At 72.9% G+C, this 19,494-nt stretch carries 16 protein-coding genes; 7 read left to right on the top strand and 9 right to left on the bottom strand.

From position 1 onward, the window contains the following. Positions 1 to 10: 10 nt before the first annotated feature. Positions 11 to 1,522 (bottom strand): long-chain fatty acid--CoA ligase, encoded by a 1,512-nt coding sequence (locus ACFY3I_RS25965; protein ID WP_390863091.1) that lies wholly within the window; start codon positions 1,520 to 1,522, stop codon positions 11 to 13. A gap of 255 nt (positions 1,523 to 1,777) precedes the next feature. Here ACFY3I_RS25965 and ACFY3I_RS25970 point away from each other — a divergent pair, with 255 nt between their 5' ends. After that, positions 1,778 to 2,890: a PucR family transcriptional regulator gene (locus tag ACFY3I_RS25970; RefSeq protein WP_390863093.1), complete on the top strand. Its 1,113-nt coding sequence runs from the start codon at positions 1,778 to 1,780 to the stop codon at positions 2,888 to 2,890. A gap of 34 nt (positions 2,891 to 2,924) precedes the next feature. Here the strand turns inward: ACFY3I_RS25970 and ACFY3I_RS25975 are convergent, their stop codons facing one another. After that, positions 2,925 to 4,157 (bottom strand): CaiB/BaiF CoA transferase family protein, encoded by a 1,233-nt coding sequence (locus tag ACFY3I_RS25975; protein WP_390863095.1) that lies wholly within the window; start codon positions 4,155 to 4,157, stop codon positions 2,925 to 2,927. A gap of 350 nt (positions 4,158 to 4,507) precedes the next feature. Between ACFY3I_RS25975 and ACFY3I_RS25980 the strand changes: the two genes are divergently transcribed. Both ACFY3I_RS25980 and ACFY3I_RS25985 read left to right on the top strand, forming a co-directional pair. Further along, positions 4,508 to 4,912 carry an FKBP-type peptidyl-prolyl cis-trans isomerase gene (locus ACFY3I_RS25980; RefSeq protein ID WP_390863097.1) on the top strand — a complete coding sequence of 135 codons (405 nt, stop codon included), beginning with the start codon at positions 4,508 to 4,510 and terminating at the stop codon, positions 4,910 to 4,912. Between the two features lie 202 nt (positions 4,913 to 5,114). Beyond that, positions 5,115 to 6,485, top strand: a complete 1,371-nt coding sequence (locus tag ACFY3I_RS25985) for an MFS transporter (RefSeq protein WP_390863099.1) — start codon at positions 5,115 to 5,117, stop codon at positions 6,483 to 6,485. Positions 6,486 to 6,511: 26 nt separating this feature from the next. Here the strand turns inward: ACFY3I_RS25985 and ACFY3I_RS25990 are convergent, their stop codons facing one another. The 4 genes from ACFY3I_RS25990 to lnt all read right to left on the bottom strand — a co-directional run bounded on the left by ACFY3I_RS25990 (position 6,512) and on the right by lnt (position 11,606). Further along, entirely contained in the window at positions 6,512 to 8,506 is a 1,995-nt protein-coding gene (locus ACFY3I_RS25990) for a helix-turn-helix domain-containing protein (RefSeq protein ID WP_390863101.1), read from the bottom strand. 75 nt (positions 8,507 to 8,581) lie between these two features. Further along, a complete protein-coding gene (locus tag ACFY3I_RS25995; protein WP_390863103.1) occupies positions 8,582 to 9,394 on the bottom strand; it encodes a 3-hydroxybutyrate dehydrogenase in 813 nt (270 codons plus the stop codon). Positions 9,395 to 9,448: 54 nt separating this feature from the next. Then, positions 9,449 to 9,928, bottom strand: a complete 480-nt coding sequence (locus ACFY3I_RS26000) for an NUDIX domain-containing protein (RefSeq protein WP_390863105.1) — start codon at positions 9,926 to 9,928, stop codon at positions 9,449 to 9,451. Positions 9,929 to 9,995: 67 nt separating this feature from the next. After that, positions 9,996 to 11,606 (bottom strand): apolipoprotein N-acyltransferase, encoded by a 1,611-nt coding sequence (gene lnt, locus ACFY3I_RS26005; RefSeq protein ID WP_390863107.1) that lies wholly within the window; start codon positions 11,604 to 11,606, stop codon positions 9,996 to 9,998. 184 nt (positions 11,607 to 11,790) lie between these two features. Here lnt and ACFY3I_RS26010 point away from each other — a divergent pair, with 184 nt between their 5' ends. Next, positions 11,791 to 12,819, top strand: a complete 1,029-nt coding sequence (locus ACFY3I_RS26010; RefSeq protein WP_390863109.1) for an O-antigen ligase family protein — start codon at positions 11,791 to 11,793, stop codon at positions 12,817 to 12,819. Between the two features lie 209 nt (positions 12,820 to 13,028). Here the strand turns inward: ACFY3I_RS26010 and ACFY3I_RS26015 are convergent, their stop codons facing one another. After that, the gene (locus ACFY3I_RS26015) at positions 13,029 to 13,586 is read right to left on the bottom strand and encodes a hypothetical protein (RefSeq protein WP_365287341.1); all 558 of its coding nucleotides are present in this window, start codon (positions 13,584 to 13,586) and stop codon (positions 13,029 to 13,031) included. Positions 13,587 to 13,675: 89 nt separating this feature from the next. Beyond that, complete coding sequence (locus ACFY3I_RS26020) at positions 13,676 to 14,467, bottom strand: glutamate racemase (RefSeq protein WP_390863111.1); 792 nt, start codon at positions 14,465 to 14,467, stop codon at positions 13,676 to 13,678. Between the two features lie 57 nt (positions 14,468 to 14,524). Here ACFY3I_RS26020 and ACFY3I_RS26025 point away from each other — a divergent pair, with 57 nt between their 5' ends. Next, positions 14,525 to 15,700: a glycosyltransferase gene (locus ACFY3I_RS26025; RefSeq protein ID WP_390863113.1), complete on the top strand. Its 1,176-nt coding sequence runs from the start codon at positions 14,525 to 14,527 to the stop codon at positions 15,698 to 15,700. Positions 15,701 to 15,715: 15 nt separating this feature from the next. Here ACFY3I_RS26025 and ACFY3I_RS26030 read toward each other — a convergent pair whose 3' ends face one another. After that, on the bottom strand, positions 15,716 to 17,083 hold the full coding sequence (locus ACFY3I_RS26030; RefSeq protein WP_390863115.1) for a TerD family protein: 1,368 nt from the start codon (positions 17,081 to 17,083) through the stop codon (positions 15,716 to 15,718). A 290-nt stretch (positions 17,084 to 17,373) separates the two neighbouring features. On the opposite strand from ACFY3I_RS26030, the gene ACFY3I_RS26035 reads away from it, so the two are divergent. Both ACFY3I_RS26035 and ACFY3I_RS26040 read left to right on the top strand, forming a co-directional pair. Continuing rightward, positions 17,374 to 17,829: a DUF6643 family protein gene (locus tag ACFY3I_RS26035; RefSeq protein ID WP_390863117.1), complete on the top strand. Its 456-nt coding sequence runs from the start codon at positions 17,374 to 17,376 to the stop codon at positions 17,827 to 17,829. Between the two features lie 1,020 nt (positions 17,830 to 18,849). Then, complete coding sequence (locus ACFY3I_RS26040; RefSeq protein ID WP_390863333.1) at positions 18,850 to 19,455, top strand: hypothetical protein; 606 nt, start codon at positions 18,850 to 18,852, stop codon at positions 19,453 to 19,455. Positions 19,456 to 19,494 lie beyond the last annotated feature (39 nt).

Consider the following 19,494-nt stretch of genomic DNA (forward strand, 5'->3'; position numbering starts at 1 on the left):
CCACCCGGCGTCACTTCGCGCCGGCATCGCTGCCGGTCGGCAGGGCGACCTCTCTCTTGAGGATCTTGCCGGTCGGCCCCTTGGGCAGGGTGTCCACGAACCACACCCGGCGCGGGTACTTGTAGGCGGCGACCCGGCCCTTGACGAAGGCGCGCAGTTCCTCGGCGGTGGTCCGGGCCCCCGGCCTGAGCACCACCGCCGCGCCCACCTCCTCGCCGAGATCGCGGTCGGGGATGCCGACGACAGCCGCGTCGGCGACCTCCGGATGCTCGTACAGCACGCCCTCGACCTCGCGGGGATACACGTTGTACCCGCCCCGGATGATCACGTCCTTCTGCCGTCCGACGAGCCAGAGGTACCCGTCCTTGTCCAGCCGGCCGAGGTCGCCGGTGTGGAACCAGCCGTCCCTGATCGCGGCGGCCGTCTCCGCGGGGCGCTGCCAGTACCCCTTCATCACGTTGTGCCCGCGCACGGTGATCTCGCCGGGCTGCCCCGGCGGCGCCTCCCGGCCGTCGTCGGCGTTGACCACGCGCACCTGGACGCCGCTGATCGGGAGGCCGACCGAACCCGGCCTGGCACCCGACTCCAGGGTGTTGGCCGCGACGATCGGCGAGGTCTCCGACAGCCCGTACCCCTCGAGCACGGCGCAGTCGAACGCGGCCCGGAAGTCGTCCAGCACCTGGGCGGGCAGCGCTGCCCCGCCGGCGACGCACACCCGCAGCCGGGAGACGTCGTAGGCCTCCCGGCCGGGCTCCCGGACGAGCCTGCCGTACACCGTCGGAACCCCGGCGAAGACGGTCACCCCGTGCCGCTGCACGATCTCCAGGGCCTGCGCCGCGTCGAAGCGCGGCAACAGGGTGAGGCAAGCGCCCGCCACCACGGCGGAGTTGAGGGTGCAGGTCTGTCCGAAGGCGTGGAACAGCGGCAGCCCGCCGAAGATCACGTCGTCTTCGGTGAGGCGGATCAGCTCGGCGGCCGCGATACGGCAGTTGCGGTCCAGGTTGGCGTGGGTCAGCTCGGCGCCCTTCGGCCGCCCGGTCGTCCCCGAGGTGTAGAGGATGACCGCGGTGTCGTCGTCACGACGCTCGGCCGGCTCGGCCAACGGCGCGGCGGAGTCGATCCGTTCCTCGAAAACGCCGGGGGCGACGACGACCGCGTCCACGTCGGCCTCGTGGGCGCCGGCCCGTGCCTCGTCGGCGAAGTCGTGCCAGGCGAACAGCAGGCGGGCACCCGAGTCGCCGAGGTGGTAGACGATCTCGCGGGACTTCAGCAGCGGGTTCATCGGGACGACGATGCCACCGGCGCGCAGTACGCCGTAGTACACCAGGGCGAACTCCGGCACGTTGGGCAGCATCAGCGCGACCCGGTCACCGGGCCGCAGACCGCGTTCGCGCAGCATGCCCGCCGTCTGCGCGCTGCGCGCGTCGAGCGTGCGGTAGGAGACGACGGTGTCGCCGAGGCGGAGCGCGGGGCGATCCGGTCGGGTCCGGGCACCGTCGGCCACGAGCTGTGCGAGGTTCATGCCATCGGACGGTAGGCCCGCGGCGCGCGGAAATCACTGGGCCCGCGACACGACCCCGGGATTGGAATTGGTGCCGCTGTACCATTCCGCGGGTAAATTCGAGTCATGGCCCCGGAGCATCCAGAGGCTGTGAGACAACTGTCCGTGGTCGCGGCTCACCTGGGGTCACATCTCCCGGAGGTCGGCCTGGACATCGGGCAGTGTGTTCTTCTCGAGATTCCGGAGCTCAGAGGGGATTCCACCCTCGTCACGCTCATGCAGGCGAGCATCACGGAAAACGTGGACACGCTGCTCCACGTCTTCGAGAACGACATCCCGCTGGAAAAGGTCGAGGGGCCCGCGGCGGCTCTCGAATACGCCCGGAGGCTGGCGCAGCGCGGAATTCCCCTCAGTGCGTTGATCAGGGCCTACCGGATCGGGCACTGGCGTTTCCTGCAGTGGTGTCTGGACGAGCTGAACCGGCAGCGGGCCCCGGAGGACCTGGCGGTCTCGGCGAACCGCCGGATGCTGCACGTGAGCTTCGGCTACACCGACCGGATCACCGAGCAGGTCATCGCGGTCTACCAGCACGAACGCGACAACTGGCTGCTCGGCCAGACCGCGGCGCGCGCCGCCCGGGTGCGCTCCGTCCTCGCCACGGGTGACGTCGAGCCCGGCCCGGTGGAGGCGTCCCTGGGCTACCGGCTCCGGCAGCACCATCTCGGACTGGTGGCATGGCTGCCCGTGCCGACGGACGGCGGTTCGGGCCTGGCCCGGCTCCAACGGGTCGCCGACGCTGTCGCCCGGCGGCTCGGCTGCGCCACCGGGCCGCTCTTCGTCCCCCGCGACGCCGGCGCGGCCTGGGCCTGGCTGCCCCTGGGCTCGCGCAGCCGGGTCCCCTGGGACGAGGTGGCGGACACGGTGGAGGGCGGCGATCCCTCGCTGCTGCTGTGCGCCGGAAGCGTGGGATACGGAGTCGAGGGATTCCGCGCCACGCACCGGCAGGCATTGCGTGCTCAGGAACTGGCGGCGGTCGCCGACCCGGTCCCCCGGTTCACCGAATTCTCCACGGTGGCCCCCATCGCCCTGATGGCGGCGAACATCGACGACATCCGGGCCTGGGTGTGGGGAATCCTCGGCCCGCTGGCCGTCGACGACGAGAACAGCGCGCGGCTCCGGGAGACCGCGAGCATCTTCCTGGACAGCGGATGCAGTTACACCGCGACCGCCGCCGCGCAGATCCTGCACAAGAACACGGTGCAGTACCGCATTCGAAAGGCGGAGGAGATCATCGGCCACCCGGTCCAGGAGGAGCACACCGATCTGGAGATCGCGCTGCGCGCCGTCCGGTACCTCGGCTCGACGCTCCTGCGTCCGGGCGCGCGGTGACGGGTTCGGCGGGCATCTGCGGACCGTGGCCGTGTCAGCCGAGCACCCGCGCCCTGCGCAGCTTCTCGATCCCGGCGGTGTCGAAGCCGAGGTCGTGGAGCACGGAGTCGGTGTGTTCGCCCAGGTCCGGCGCGGGCCGCGGCGCGACCTTCGGCTCCTGGTCGACCCGTACGGGGCTGTCGACCGTCAGGTGCGGTTCCGCGCTGCCGTCCTCGATCGGCACGAGGATCCCGTTGGCGACGAGCTGGGGGTCACGGGCGAACTCCTCGATCGTCTGGGCGACTCCGTAGGTGACTCCCACGGCGTCCAGCACCTGTCGCCACTCGGCCAGCGGGCGGGCCGCGAACGTCCGGTCCAGGACGCCGACGATCTCGGCGGCGTGCGCGCGGCGGCTGCGCGGGTCGGCGTTGTACGGGTCGGCGTTGTGCGGGTTCCGGAAGGCCTCGGGGCGGCCGACGGCCCGGAGGAACAGGGGCACCTGCCGGTCCTCGTCGGCGAAGGACAGCAGCAGCCAGCGGTCGTCCGCGGTGCGGTAGCAGTGGGCGAGCGCGTTCGGCGGGTCGGTCCGGTCGGCCGGGCGGGGCGCCCTCCCGCCGACCAGCGCGGCCTGCAGCCACACGCCCGCGGCCCAGGCGCCCTCGGCGACCAGTGACGCGGTCACCCGGGCGCCCCGGCCGGTCCGCTCCCGCCGGTACAGCGCGGTCATGATCCCGGCGAACAGGCTGATCGCGGTCGGATGGTCGCCCGATCCGAACGCGTTGACCGCGGGCGCCGCGCCGCGTCGGCGTGTCACGTCCATGAGTCCGCTGCGGGCCCAGAACGCGGTCACGTCGAACCCGGGCAGGTCGGCGTCCGGGCCCTTCTCCCCGAAGCCGGTGACATCGGCGTAGACCAGGCGGTCGTTGAGCGGGGCCAGATCGTCGTAGTCCAGTCGCAGTCCGGCACGGGTGCCGGGCGGGAAGTCGGTCACGAGCACGTCCGCCCAGGTCACCATCCGTTCGAGGACGGCCCGGGCGGCGGGTGACGTCAGGTCGAGAGCGATGCTGCGCTTGTTGCGGTTGTCCAGCTGCCAGGGGTAGTTGACGCCCTCCACGCGCGGGTTCGGCGGCATGCGGCTGAGCGATCGGTAGGGGTCGCCCGTGCCCGGCGGTTCCACCTTGACGACGTCGGCACCGAAGTCGCCGAGGACGGTGGCCGCGGCGGGCCCGGCGATGTAGCTCGCCGCGTCCACGACGTGCAGGCCCTGCAGCAGCGGCGTGTCGGTCATGACGTCTCCCTCCTCGGTCCGGTCGCGCGCGCCCCCCACGAGACGAGGGCCGGGACTCGGGTCCGCCGGTGCCGGTGCCGGTGCCGGTGCCTGTGTCGGTGCCGGTGCCGGTGCCGGTGCCGGTGTCGGTGCCGGTGCGAACGACGCTAGGAGGGAGCCCGGGCACGGCCACTGGGCGCCGGGCACCACGTTGCCCGCCGATTTGGTGTCCGTGGACCAACGCGGCACGGCGCGTGGCACGCGGAAGCCGGGGGACGGGTGTTCTCGGTAGCGTGACCATCTGCCGCACGGCGTGTCCAGGTGTCCGGCTGGTCCGTACGAAGGTTCCGGCTGATAGTGATGAGGCTGCGATGAGTGAACTGACGAAGCCCGAGGTCGTCGTTCCGGAGGGTGACGCTCCTGCCGAGCTGACCGTCCGGGACCTGGTCGTCGGGGACGGGGCCGAGGTGAAGCCCGGCATGGTGGTCAGGGTCCACTATGTCGGAGTGACCTTCGCGTCGGGGAAGGAGTTCGATGCCTCCTGGGACCGCGGTGAGCCGTTCAAGTTCGCCCTGGGCAGTGGCAGGGTCATCAAGGGCTGGGACCGGGGGCTGAGGGGGATGAGGGTCGGCGGTCGGCGCGAGATCATCGTTCCCCCGCGTCTCGGCTACGGCAACCAGTCGCCTTCGCCGTTGATCCCGGCGGGCTCGACCCTGGTCTTCGTGGTGGACCTGCTGGACTCGTATTCCGGCACGACCGGGTGGAGCAAGGCGTAGTGCCCCTGGCCGTCGACTTCCTCAACGACCCACCCGGCACCATCTTCGAGCCTCTGAACCGCCCTTCCGTGAGCCGGCATGGTGGCCGCGCGCATAGCTAACCCTCAAACTATGTTGCCCCACCACATGTGCCACTGACCTGCGTCTTCCTACCGTGTGCCGACACGTACCCGTCCCCACCGCACACGAGGAAGTGGCGCACATGGCATCCGGAACCACCACTCCCCCACCTCCCGCCAAACTCCCCCGCATCGTCGCCGCCGGCCTCATCGGCACCACCATCGAGTGGTACGACTTCTTCCTGTACGGCTCCGCGGCCGCTCTCGTCTTCAACAAGCTGTTCTTTCCCGACTCGGACCCGCTCGTCGGCACGCTGCTGTCGTTCCTCACCTACGCCGTCGGGTTCGCGGCCCGGCCGCTCGGGGCCCTGGTGTTCGGGCACTACGGGGACCGCCTGGGACGCAAACGGCTGCTGGTGCTGAGTCTGCTGCTGATGGGTGGGGCGACCTTCGCCATCGGGCTGCTGCCGACACACGCCACGGTGGGCGGCGCGGCGCCCGTGCTGCTGACCCTTCTGCGGCTCGTGCAGGGGTTCGCGCTCGGCGGTGAGTGGGGCGGCGCCGTACTCCTGGTGTCCGAACACGGGGACGCCCGCCGGCGCGGGTTCTGGGCGTCGTGGCCGCAGACCGGGGCGCCGGCCGGACAGCTGCTGGCGACCGGCGTGCTGTCACTGCTCACCGCCCGGCTCTCCGACGACGCCTTCGTGAGCTGGGGCTGGCGGATCCCGTTCCTGCTCTCCGGGGTCCTGGTCCTCGTCGGTCTGTGGGTCCGCCTGTCCGTGGACGAGTCGCCGGTGTTCCGGGAGGCGTTGGCGCGGGCCGAGGCCCGGCGAGCCGCCGGTGCGTCCGAGCGGCCGCCGCTCGTGTCGGTGTTGCGGCACCACTGGCGGGAGGTACTGGTGGCGATGGGCGCGCGGATGGCGGAGAACATCAGCTACTACGTCATCACCGCCTTCATCCTCGTGTACGCCACCACGACCACCGGCGTCTCCTCGCAGACCGCCCTGAACGCCGTGCTCATCGGGTCCGCCGTGCACTTCGCCGTGATCCCGGCGTGGGGCGCGCTGTCCGACCGGGTCGGGCGACGGCCCGTCTACCTGCTGGGCGCCGCCGGGATCGGGCTGTGGATGTTCCCCTTCTTCGCGCTGGTGGACACCGGCCGGTTCGGCTGCCTGGTGCTGGCGGTGACCGTCGGTCTGGTGCTGCACGGCGCGATGTACGCGCCCCAGGCCGCCTTCTTCGCCGAGATGTTCGCGACCCGGATGCGCTACTCCGGCGCCTCCGTCGGCGCCCAGTTCGCCTCCGTCGCCGCCGGGGCACCGGCCCCGCTGATCGCCACCGCGCTGCTGTCCGACTACGGCAGCTCGACCCCGATCGCCCTGTACGTGATCGCGGCCGCCCTGCTCACCCTGGTCTCTGTGGCGGTGGCGAGGGAGACCCGGCGGCGGGATCTGGCCGACGACGGCGCCGAGCACGTGACGGCGGGCAGCAGGGCCGACGCGCACACCGGGTGAGCGGGCGCCGCCGGTCCCCCGGGGGCTCAGCGGCGCTCCACCGGCGCACCCAACCGGTTGAGCCGCAGGGCCAGTTGGATCTCCAGCGCGCGTGCGGGGAGCTGCCAGTCCTCGCCGAGGAGGCGGCCCACCCGCTCCAGTCGCTGGGCCACCGTGTTCACGTGGACGTGCAGGTCGTCCTTGGTGCGGGCCGGGCTCATCCCGCAGGCGAAGTAGGCGTCCAGCGTGCGCAGCAGTTCGGTGCCGCGCCGCGCGTCGTACGCGACGACCGGGCCGATGGTGCGCTCGACGAAGCCCGGGACGTCCCGTTCGCCGGTCAGGAGGAGGCCGAGGAAACCGAAGTCCTCGGCCGCGGCGCCGTCCCCGACCCGGCCGAGCACGGCGAGCGCGTCGAGGCAGCGGCGGCCCTCGGCGTAGCCGGCGGCCACGGCGTCGGGCCGGGCGGCGAGGCCGGTGACGGGTCCGGAGGCGCCGACCGTCACCGGTTGGTGGACGGCGCCGCCGAGGTGGCGGGCGGTGCGCCGGGCCAGATCGGTGGCGGTGTCTTCGGATTCCAGGGGGAGCAGCAGGACGGTGCCGCCGTCGCGCGCAGCGGCCAGGCCGTGCCGGGTGGTGGCCAGGTGGGACGCGGCCGACCAGAGCCTGCGGCGGGCGGCCGCCTCTTCCTCCGCGTCGGCCGCCGGACCGTCCAGCCGTGCGGCGAGCACCACATGGGTCGCGTCGAGGTCCGCGCGCAGTCGCGCGGCACGGTCGCGGAGTTGGCGGGGCTCGCGGTCGCGCGCGTCGAGGAGGTCGTCCAACAGCTCGCCGCGCACCCGCTGTTCGGCCTCGGCCGCGGACCGGCGGGCCAGCAGGAGCAGGGAGGTGACCATGGCGGCGCGGTCCAGGGTGCGCTGGTCGACGGGGTCGAGGCCGGGGTGGCCGCGCAGCACCAGGGCCCCGAGCAGCTCACCGCCGGCGACGACCGCGGCGATCCAGTCGGCTCCGTGCCGGACCGCGCGCCCCTGCGTGCGTGAGGTCGCCAGCGAGCGGGCGTCCGCGGTGTCGGTGAACTCGACGGTGCCGCCGAGGACCTGGGAGACGGCCGCGGCCACGTCGTGGACCCCGCCGCCGCGCAGCACGAGTTCGGCGAGCCGGTCGTGGACGTCCGAGGCGCGTTCGATGACGGCGCTGCGGTCCTTGATGATCTCGTTGGCCCGCTCCAGGCCGGCCATGGCCGAACGGGTCTCCGTGAGCAGGTTCGCCCCGTCGATCGCGGCGGCGGCCAGCGCGGCGAAGGAGCCGAGCAGGGCGATCTGCTCCCGTTCGAAGACCCGCGCCCGCCGGTCCGCGGCGAACAGCACGCCGATGACGTGCGGCCCCAGCATCAGCGGCACCCCGAGGATGGCGACCAGTCCCTCGTCACGCACCCCGGCGTCGATGGTGAGGGTGTGCTGGAAACGATCGTCCTTGAAGTAGTCGTCGGTGACGTAGGGGCGTGCGGTCTGTGCGACGAGTCCGCCGAGCCCCTCCCCCATGCCGAGCCGCAGCTGCTGGAAGCGGGCGGCGACGGAACCCTCGGTGACCCGCATGTAGGTGTCGCCGCGCGCAGGGTCGTTGAGGCTCAGGTAGGCGACGTCGGTGCCGAGCAGGGAACGCGCGCGCTGGACGATCGCCTGCAGCACCGCGTCCACGTCCCGCAGGCCGGCCAGGTCGTGCGCGGTCTCGAAGAGCGCGGACAGCTCGGCCTCACGCCGTCGCCTGCCCTCCAGTTCGGTGCGCACCCGCAGTGCGAGGAGTCTGGCCCGCTCCAGTGCGGCGATCAGCTCGGGCGGCCGCCCCGCGGCACGGGCCACCAGCAGCGGCTGCTCGTAGGCCTCCGCCGAGGCGTCTCTGGCCAGCAGCTCGAGATACGCCGTCTCGGCGGCCGAGAACGGCTCGGCGCCGGAGAACGTCTCGGCATCGGAGGGCACCCCGGTGGGGGCGCCGAGGGCTTCCGCCGGGGTCGGCCGCCGGGCGGACTGCACGTGATCGCGGGACATGCTCACAGGATTTCGCATCGCTGCCGCGGCCCGTCGGGCCTGTGGAAAACTCGGGACCGGTGGCCGTCCGGCTCGTCAGTGGGCGGTCCAGCCGCCGTCGAGCACCAGCGAGGTGCCCGTGACGAAGGACGCCTGAGGGCCGCAGAGGTAGGCCACGGCCTCGGCGACCTCCTCGGGTTCGAGGAGTCGTTTCACGGCGGTGTCCGTCAGGAGCACCTCGGACAGCACGCGGTCCTCGGGAATGCCGTGTGCCCGGGCCTGGTCGGTGAGCTGCTTCTCGACGAGTGGGGTGCGCACATAGCCGGGGTTCACACAGTTGGAGGTCACGCCATGTGGTGCGCCCTCGAGGGCGGCCGTCTTGGAGAGCCCTTCCAGACCGTGTTTGGCCGCCACATAGGCGGACTTGAAGGCGGAGGCGCGCAGCCCGTGGACGGAGGAGACGTTCACGATCCGCCCCCAGCCCTGTTCGTACATGTGCGGCAGGGCACCCCGGATGAGCCGGAACGGGGCTTCCAGCATCACCGTCAGCACCGTGTGGAAGACGTCGGGCGGGAACTCCTCGATGGGGCAGACCCGTTGGATGCCGGCGTTGTTGACGAGAATGTCGGTGCCGGCGGCGGCGCGTTCGGCCGCGTCCAGGTCGGTGAGGTCGAGCACGTACGGCTCGACGGCACCGACCGCCGGGCCGGCGAGGCGTTCGGCCGCCTCGGTCAGCTCGGCCAGTCCGGCCGCGTCCCGGTCCACGGCTCTCACCTCGGCCCCGGCCGCCGCGAGACGCAGCGCGCAGGCGCGGCCGATGCCGCCGGCCGCACCGGTGACGAGTGCGGTGCGGCCCCTCAGGTCGAGGTCGGACGCGTGGGGAGTGGGAAGGGCGCTGGACGAGCTCATGATCCGACCCTAGGCGGCCTTCACCCGGGACCACATATGGTCAGCGCACATACTTCAGCTGAAAGCCATAGCGTCGAACCATGTGGGTGCATCCGACATGGCCTGCTTGATGCGGAACACACCGAACTCGTTCAGCTCCGGCAGCGCGTCCACGTCGAACCAGGCCACCTCGAGCGACTCGTCGTCGTTGACACGGGCCTCGCCGCCGACGGCCCGGCAGCGGAAGGTGATGTCCATGTACTGGCAGATGTCGCCGTTCGGATAGGTGACGGGGTTCAGCGCCTGGACGAGGACGACCCGCTCGGCGACACAGCGCACCGCCGTCTCCTCGAAGACCTCCCGCACGGCGCAGGCCGCGGGCTGCTCCCCCGGGTCCGGGATACCGCCGATGACCGACCACTTGCGGGTGTCGGTACGACGGCCCAGGAGCACTCTGCCCTCGTCGTCGAAGACGATGGCGGTGATCCCGGGCAGCCACAGCAGCTGGTGGCCGGCGGAGGCCCGGATCGTGTGGATGAAGTCAGGAGTGGCCATGCGCCGACCCTAACCGCCCCGTTCCCCCGGACCGGCCGAGACCACGGGGCGTACAGCGGGTGTACGGCTACGCGTCACCGGCGCGCCGCGAGCGCAGCCCGGCGCCGACGGCCCAGCCGAGCCCACCCGCGGCGACCAGCACCAACGCGATCTCGGGCAGGATCCCGAGCTTCGTGGCGGGGGTCTCGGAGGTGCGCAGCGGCACCTTCTGGACCAGGTAGGCGGGCACGAACATGCCGGTCTTCTGGGTGATCCTCCCGTCCGGCAGGATGACCGCGCTGACGCCGCTGGTCACCGGCACGGTGACGGTCCGGCTGTGCTCGACCGCGCGGATCCGGGACATGGCCAGTTGCTGGTAGGTCATCTCGCTGCGGTCGAACGTGGCGTTGTTGCTCGGCACGGAGATCATCTCGGCGCCGTGCGTGACGGTGTCCCGCACGTCCCAGTCGAAGGCGGCCTCGTAGCAGGTGGCGAGCCCGACCCGGGTGCCGTCGATGTCGAACACCCCGGGCCTGGTCCCCCGGCTGAAGTCCTGCCGGACCATGCTGGTCCAGTCCTTGTTGATGGCGCCGACCAGACCGCGCAGCGGGAGGTACTCGCCGAAGGGCTGGATCTGCCGCTTGTCGTAGGTCGCCGTCGGTCCCTTGACCGGGTCCCACAGGATCTGCTCGTTCAGGAGCTTCCCGCCGCGTTCGACCACCCCGCCGACCGAGATCGGCACGCCCATCGCCGTGGCGGCCCGGTCGATCACCGCGGCCGCGTCGGCGTCGGCGAACGGGTCCACGTCGGAGGAGTTCTCCGGCCACAGCACGAAGTCCGGCTTGGCGGCCTTGCCGGCCTTCACGTCGGCGGCCAGCTTGAGCGTCTCCTTGACGTGGTAGTCGAGGACGGCCTGCCGCTGGGACGCGAAGTCGAGGCCGGCACGCGGCACGTTGCCCTGGATGACGGCGACCGTGACGGAGCCGTTCTCCGCCCGGTCGCTCACCAGCGTCCGGGCGACGACCGCGCCGACCACGGGTACGGCCACGCTCAGCAGCGCCGCTGCCGCCGCGCCGCGCCGGATCTCCCGCGTCCGGCGTCCCTCCACGCTCAGGCGCACCACCTCGTACAGACCGAATCCGCACAGGACGACCGCGAAGCCCAGCACGGGGGTGCCGCCCACCGCGGCGAGCGGCAGGAAGACGCCGTCCGCCTGGCCGAACGCGATCTTGCCCCAGGGGAAGCCGCTGAACGGCACGCGCGCGCGTGCCGCCTCACCGGCGATCCACACGGCGGCCGCCCACACCGGCCAGGCAGGCAGCCTGGACACTGCCGCCACGCCCACCCCCACCAGGGCGACGAAGATCGCCTCGATCGCGACCAGCGCGAGCCACGGCCCGGGGCCGACCTCCACGCCGGTCCACACCAGCAGAGGCAGCAGGAAGCCGAGCCCGAAGAGATAGCCGAGGCCGAAGGCCGCCTTCCAGGTACGGCCGCGCAGCACCCACCCGAAGCCGGCGAAGGCGGGCAGCGCCAGCCACCACAGGGTGCGCGGCGGGAAGCTGACGTACAGCAGCACCCCGCTGAGGGCAGCGGCGGCGGCCGGGGCCAGACGGAGCAGCAGGCGTGTCCCACGCGAACCGGGCGCGGGGGGTGTGAGCTGGTCCGACGGGTCGGCGGAAGTTGCGGTGGCGGTCACCTGGGGAGTGTACGGCGGCGGCCCCGGGGTCGACAGCGCGGTCTCGCCGTACAGGAATCACACCGTTCCCGCTCAAGTCGTCCACAAAGTGGGCATCACCGGTTACGGTGAGCCGAGGCGGGCGGCGGGGCCCGCCGACAGGTCGGGGGACCGGGTACGGGGGGCGACGGTGGGGTCGACCGGGGTGACGTCCGCTGCCGGAACGGATGCGGACAACGACAGACGAAACGTTTCTGACGCGGTGGGCGTCGTGGTGCTGGGGGCGTGCGCCGTGTGGCCGCTGCTCTCCGGGGCCGGGCGCGACGGACGGCCCGAGGGCGTCCTGCTGGCGGTGCTGGCCGTGGCCGCGGGCTATGCCGCGGGGCGCATGTCGGGATCGCTGTGGCCGGTGGCCGCGCCCTGTCTCGCGGGGCTGGCCGGGCTGGTGCTCGCGGTGACGATGCCCGCGGTGGCCACGGGCTCCCGGTTCACCTCGCCGCTGGGCCACGCCGGCGCCGTCGCCGCGCTCCTGGTCCTGGCGGCAGGCGGTGTGTGCTGTGCCGCCTGGGCGACGCCGGTTCCGGCACTGCGGGCCGGGTTGTGGACGGTGGCCGCCGGAATCGTGGTCACCGGAGCGGCCATGGGTTCGGCCGCCGGGTGCGCCGCCGGCGCCGCCGTTCTCCTGTGCTCCCTGGCCGCCGGCCGGATGCGCCGTCGGGACGCGGGACTCGTGGGGCTCGCCCTGGCGACGGCGCTGGTGACCGGCACGGTCTGGGCACTCGCCGCGAACGCCCTGCCGGCCGGCCTCACCACCGCCCTGACCGGCCCGCTCACCGAACGCCGCGTCCAGTTGTGGCGGGACGCGCTGCACCTGGCCCGTACCAACAGTGTCCTGGGCCTCGGCCCCGGGCGGTTCGGCGAGGTGAGCGGCGCCACGTCGGGGGCCGCGCCGCCCGACGGAAGGCCGCACTCCGCCCTGCTCCAGCAGGCCGCGGAGCAGGGACTGGTCGGTGTTCTTCTGCTGGTCGCCGCGTTCTGCTGGATCCTCTACGCCCTGTGGCGGTCGGCGCGTTCCACCCCGGTCGTGCTGACCGCGGGCGCGGCCCTGACGGCACTGGCCGCGGTCGTCGTGGTCGGCAATGCCCTGAGTTTCACGACGGTGTCAGCGGGCGCGGGCCTGCTGGCGGGCGTGGCGACGTCCCGGCCGTGGGCGGCGGGGCTCCCCCGGAGTTGACGCCGGCCCGGGGCGCGCGCCGACCCACGTTTGGCCCGCACCCATATGGCACGCCCACACGGTGGCCCAGGCGCGTGTGGTCTGCGTGGTCCGCGTGGTCTGCGTGGTCTGCGCACATGTGGCCCAGGCCCATGTGGCCCGCCCACACGTGGTCCAGCCACAGCTCGCCCGCCACACGTGGCCCGAGTCATACGCTCGCGCCGGTTGCCTCAGTGCGCGGTGCCCGGCGTGATCGTCCGCAGCCGTTCCCGGATGACCCGGACCGCCGATTCGGCGTTGTCCACGGTGATCGTGAAGGTGTGGCCGTCCCACAGGCTCAGCACGATGCCCTCACCGCGGCGGACGACGACGGCCGTACCCTTCTCGGGCCGCCAGCGGTATCCCCAGCCGCCCCAGTGACGCGGGGTGATCTGCGGGGTGAAGTCGGCGCCGACCACATGGGAGAGCGGAATACGGCGGCGCGGTACCCCTATGTGGCCGCACCGGACTTCCAGGCACTCCTTGTCGAGCTTCAGGTCGACGTGCACGAAGGCGAGAGTGCCGAAGAGCACCAGCAGTCCGGCGGCGATGCAGCCCACCACCGACATGGCCAGCGCCGTGATCCCCGAGGTCCAGGCCGAGTCCACGGCGAGTTCGACGCCGAGCGCCATGCAGGCCGCGCCGACCAGCGCCATCAGCCACTGGACCCGGTTGGTGGCACGCCCCGTCCAGACGTCGGGGTGCGGGGCGTCCTCGTCCGGGAAGCGGTCGTGGGGGTGGTCCCTCATGCCTATGAGACTACTCAGGATTCGCTGCGCGGGTACTACGTAGCGGAGGGTGACTGCTCACATCGGCGGTGTCGGCGGACCCGGAGGGTTCACTGGGACGCGGCGGGGCTGGCCGTCCGCAGCAGGCGGGCCTCGGCGTACCCGAGCGCGGTCTCCGGGAGCTCGCCCTCGCGGCCGTTGAGGAGCACCGTCACAGTTCCGGTGGCCGGTGCCTCGGGGGCGGGCCGCGCACCGATCCGGCGCAGCGCCTGGGCGGCGACCGCGCCGGCGGAGCCGTGCAGGGTGACGGGCGCGGCGCCGGGGGGCTGCACGGCGGCGCGGATACGTTCCGCCAGGAGTTCGTAGTGGGTGCAGCCGAGGACCACGGCCGTGACATCGTCGGGTGTCAGCTCGGCCGCGGCCTTCACCGCGGCGGCGACGGCGCCCCGGTCGGCGTGCTCGACGGCCTCGGCGAGACCCCAGCAGGGCACCTCGGTGACCGGTACGCCGTCCGCGAAGGACTCGATGAGACCCCGTTGGTAGGCACTGCTGGTGGTCGCGGGGGTCGCCCAGATCGCGACGCGGCCGCCGCCGGCCGCGGCCGGCTTGATCGCCGGGACCGTGCCGATGACGGGGATGCCGGGTTCCAGGCGGGCACGCAGTGCGGGCAGGGAGTGCACGGTCGCCGTGTTGCAGCCGACGATCAGGGCGTCGGGACGGCGGGCGGCGGCGGCTTCGGCGACGGCCATGGCGCGCTCGGTGACGCCCTCGGGGGTGCGCGGCCCCCATGGCATGCCCTCGGGGTCGAAGGAGAGGACGAGATCCGCGTCGGGGCGCAGCCGCCGTACCGCTGCGGTGGCCGCCAGCAGGCCGATGCCGGAGTCGATGAGCGCGATCTTCACCCGGCCACGATAGACGATGGGCCGTTGGTGGCAGGTCCCGTGGGGCAGACTGCGCGGGTGAGCGCCATCGTGTGGACCGCCGCCGTATCCCTCGCCGCCTGGCTGTGGCTGCTGCTCTGCCAGGGTTTCTTCTGGCGTACCGACGTCCGGCTGCCACCCCAGGGGGATCCCGGGCGGTGGCCCGACGTGTGCGTGGTCGTGCCCGCCCGGGACGAGGCGGCCGTCCTGCCCCTGAGTCTGCCGTCCCTGCTGGCGCAGGACTATCCGGGGCGGGCGGAGGTGTTCCTGGTCGACGACGGCAGTACGGACGGCACCGGCCGGCTGGCGCGGGAGCTGGCCGGGCGCCACGGCGGCCTGCCGCTGACCGTGGCCTCGCCCGGTGAGCCGCCGGCCGGCTGGACGGGCAAGCTGTGGGCGGTGCGGCACGGCATCGCGCTGGCACGCGCGCGTGGCCCCGAGTACCTGCTGCTGACCGACGCCGACATCGCGCATGAGCCGGACAGCCTGCGGCTGCTGGTGGCGGCGGCCCGCACCGGGGGCTTCGACATGGTCTCGCAGATGGCCAGGCTGCGGGTGGAGAGCCTGTGGGAGCGGCTCGTGGTCCCGGCGTTCGTCTACTTCTTCGCCCAGCTGTACCCGTTCCGCCGGATCGGCAGGAGGGGGTCGCGCACGGCCGCGGCGGCGGGCGGCTGCGTGCTGCTGCGCGCGGACGCCGCGGAGCGGGCACGCGTCCCGGACTCGATCCGGCAGGCGGTGATCGACGACGTGGCGCTCGCGCGGGCGGTGAAGGGGTCCGGAGGGCACATCTGGCTGGGGCTGGCGGACCGGGTGGACAGCGTGCGGCCCTACCCCCGCCTGCACGACCTGTGGCGGATGGTCTCCCGGAGCGCCTACGCGCAGCTGCGGCACAGCCCGCTGCTGCTGCTCGGTACGGTCGCGGGTCTCGCGCTGGTGTACCTGGTGCCCCCGGCGGCGGTGCTGACCGGAGCGGTCACCGGGAGCGCGGCGGCGGTACTGGCCGGTGCGGCGGCCTGGCTGGTGATGGCCGCGACGTACCTGCCGATGCTCCGCTACTACCGTCAGCCGGCGTGGCTCGCTCCCCTGCTGCCGTTCACCGCGTTCCTCTACCTCCTGATGACGGTCGACTCGGCCGTCCAGCACTACCGCGGGCGCGGGGCGGCCTGGAAGGGCCGTACCTACGCACGGCCCGGCACGGTGGCCGACGAGGGCTGACCTGCTCCCGGGGGGCTACTTGCGGCCGGGTGTCCAGTTCATGCCCCAGCCGTAGGCGCGGTCGGCGGTCCGCTGCGGGCTCACCCCGCGGTCGGGGACCAGGTAGCGCGCCTCGCGCTGCACGATCAGTTCACCGCCGTTGTTCGTGAGCAGGGCGAGTGCGCACACGGTCGAGGGGACCGTGCACTCGTCCAGGGAGAAGTCGATCGGGGCGCCGTGCTGGGGCTGGAGGGTGACCGTGGCGTGCAGGTCGGCGAAGGAGCTGGCGCCCTGGTAGATCGTCACGAAGACGAGGATGCGCCGGAAGTCCTTGGTGTGGTCGAGGTTGACGGTGAGGTTCTCCCCGCTCGCCACGGCACCGGTGCGGTCGTCGCCGTCGAGATGGATGTACGGCGGTCTGCCGAGTGATCCGAAGGCGTTGCCGAGCGCCTGGACGACGCCCTTGCGGCCGTCGGCGAGCTCGTACAGCGCGCACAGGTCGAGATCGAGGTCGGATCCGCCCCGTCGGCCGCCCCAGCCGCCCGGGGACTGTTTGCGCACCTGCCAGTTGAGGTTGACGCGCAGTGAACCCGAGGTGGCGCCCTGTTTGGCCAGGGAGACGGAGGGCGCGGCCTTGGTGAGCGTGACCTTGGTCAGGCGCACGGGTGCGGTCGGCGGGGAAGGGGGCGACGGCGGGACCGGCGGGACCGGCGGTACGGGCGGGCCGTAGGCGGCCGGCGCCGGATGCCGGGGCAGGGAGTGGCCGCCGGGCGGCGCGGGCGGGACGGGCGCCACGGGTGTGGTCACCGTGGGCGGGTGGGCTGGGGCGGTCCGAGGGACGGGCGGGGCGGACGGAGCGGGCGGGGCGGCCGGGTGCTGGGGTTCGTCGACCGTGATCCCGAAATCGGTGGCGAGCCCTTCGAGTCCGGTGCTGTAGCCCTGCCCCACGGCGCGGAATTTCCAGGCGCCCTGGCGCCGGTACAACTCACCGAGCACGAAAGCGGTTTCCACGGTGGCTCCGGTGCTGTCGAACCGGGCGACCACTGTCCCGTCCGCCGTGTTCCGGACCTCGACGTAGAGGCCGGCGATTTGACCGAACGTCCCGCCGTCGGCCGAGGCCGCGAGGACGATCTTCTCGACCGGGGCCTCCACGCGCGCGAGGTCGACGGAAAGGGTGTCGGTGACCTGGCCACCGGAGTGCCGTTTGCCCTCGTGGCGGACCGCGCCGGAGGCGTGCTCGGGCTGGTTGTAGAAGACGAAGTCACCGTCGGAGCGCACTTTACCGGCGACCAGCAGCAACGCCGAGGCGTCCGCGTCGGGGGCACCGGAACCGGAGCGCCAGCCCAATTCGACACGCAGTGCCGTGGTCGGCACCGGCGTATTGGATCCTTTCGACATTGTCATGTCCGCCCCCATCGCATGTCGGCAGGCCGGGTGCTCCCGGCGGCCCCAGCTCATCCCTACCCGCACAACCTATTCCCGGCGGCCGGGAAGGCCCATCAGCGGCGCAGGAAGATCCCTGTCCAACTGCCGGTAACCGGCTCGGAACTCGGCCTTTACACGATCAGTACGGTGATTGCCGTCCTTTTTTGCCGAGTTCGCTCGGATTGGGGATCCGGCATCCCTGCCGACACGGAAAACAACCCTCTTATCGGTCTCCCCAACCAGCACATCGTGGGCTTAACTTATGTGCCATGACCTCCCCCCGCTCCACCTATGGCGGCGGCTACTACTCCGCCTCCTTCCCGGACACCCCGATCTACGACTCCCTCGTCGCCGAGCGGGGCACCCCGCAGATCGCCCCGATCCGGGTACCCCCCGCCTACGACGCGCCCAGCGGTCTGAACCTGCCCGCGCTCCCGTCGGCACTGCCCGCCCTCCCCGCGGGCCCCTCCCAGCCGGCCGCCGGTTACGGCTACCCGCAGATGCAGCAGCCCGTTCCGATGCAGCAGGCGCCCACGGCGTACATCCCGCAGCAGGCGACCGCACCGCGCGGCTACCCCGGCCAGCAGCAGCCGCAGCCGCCGCGCCCCATGATGGGCGGCACCGGCTACGAGGCGATGCGCCCCGCCGCTCCGCGCCCCGCGCCGACGGCTCCGTACCAGGACCCGTACAACAACCAGCAACAGCAGCAGTACCGCGGCTACTGACCGGCAGCCCCTGATGTCGGTGCCGCACGGCACCACGACGTCACGGGGACGCCGGTCCGCGGTCGACGCGCGCACACCCGGTCATGGCGCTCCGGGGCCACTCGCCCCGGCAGGCCGTCACACGGCCCTGGAGGCCGGCCGGTGACCGACGCCGGGTCCGGATCGACGACGGGGGAAAGGTCGTCACCCAGCGCGCGCACCCGTGCCTCGCGTCAGCCACCGCCGAGCCGCCCTCCGGCGGCGGAACCGGTGCGCCCGCGCCCGGCCGGGCCGGCGGGGTGGTGGGTCCCGCCGTCCGCGGACGCCCCGGGCACGCGGCAGCCCGTACGAAGAAGGTGACAGGGGAGAAGCAGGGCAGGCGGCCCCCCCGGATCACGCGCGCCCACCCGCCGGATCGCGCCCCCACCCTCGGGAACGCACCCACCCACGTCCCACACGCACCGCCGGGCTCGTGCGCCGCGCCTCCGGCCCTCCCCACGAACCACCGCGCAGGCCCCACGCGCCCTGTCGGCCACACCTCACACGCTGTCGTCAGGGCGGTCCACCCGGCCACCGGGCTCCCACCTCACCGGCCAACCCTCTGACGCCCACCGCGCACCCCCGTGACCGCGCCGCTCACCACCGGTCGTCCAACGCCGGCCGTCCGCCACCGCCTTCCACCGCCGACCGCTCACCGTCCGTCACCGACCAGGTCTGTCTCGGCCCGGCCCGGCCCGGCGCGCGTCACTCCCCCTGGCACGGGCGCTCCCCGTCAGGGCGCCCCTCGGCGTCAGGGCGCCCCTCGGCGTCAAGGCGTCCCTCGGCGTCAGCGCGTCCCCCGACCACGTCCCGGGGACCGTCGGCGACTTCGGCTCGACTGATCTCCGCCCTGTGGGAACCCGAGGCCGCGGCCCGGTCGTTGAGGATCGTGAGAAGTTCCCGGGAACCGTGCCGGGACGATTTCGCTCTCTCTTCGGGCGGGCTCGCGGGGGAACTGCTCGGGCGGGGGCTGTCACGGAGCGGAAGGGGGGTGGTGTGACGGTGCGAGCGATCCGCGGCCTGTGGCGTTGGCGGCGCAATCCGCTGCGGCGGACGACCGACCTGGTCGAGGCGTGGGTGGCCCTGGTGACACTGCTGTTGATCGTGGTGGCCGCGCCCGTGCTCGGCTCACTCGTCGGCGTCGCGGCCCAGCACACCCTGCAGCGGGCCGTCCGGCAGCAGCACCACGACCGGCACCTGGTCACGGCCACCGTCGTACGGAGGCTGGGCGGCTCCCTCGTCGAGCCCGACCCCGACGCCACCGACGCGCACGACACCCGCAGCCGCGTCATCGCCGACTGGACGGCCCCCGACGGCACCCGGCGGCACGGCACCGCTCTGACGACCGTCGAATCCCCTCACAAGGGCGATCACTTCGGTATCTGGACGGACCGGCACGGCCTGCCGGCGGCCCGCCCGCTGGACTCCACCACCGCGACCACCCATGCCGTGCTGGCCGGGTTCGGCGCGACCCTGCTCGCCGCGGGTCTGGTGGAGAGTGCCAGACGGATGATCGTCTGGCGTATGGTCCGTCGCAGATACGCACGTTGGGACCAGGCCTGGGACCGCGCGGGACCGGACTGGGGCAAGGCCGGCACCGGCAGCTGAGGGCCTTTCCCTCTCTGGTCGGTGCACCACCTCGGCGCA

Origin of the sequence: Streptomyces sp. NPDC001068 (genome assembly GCF_042897315.1) — a bacterium.
Classification (GTDB): Bacteria; Actinomycetota; Actinomycetes; order Streptomycetales; family Streptomycetaceae; genus Streptomyces.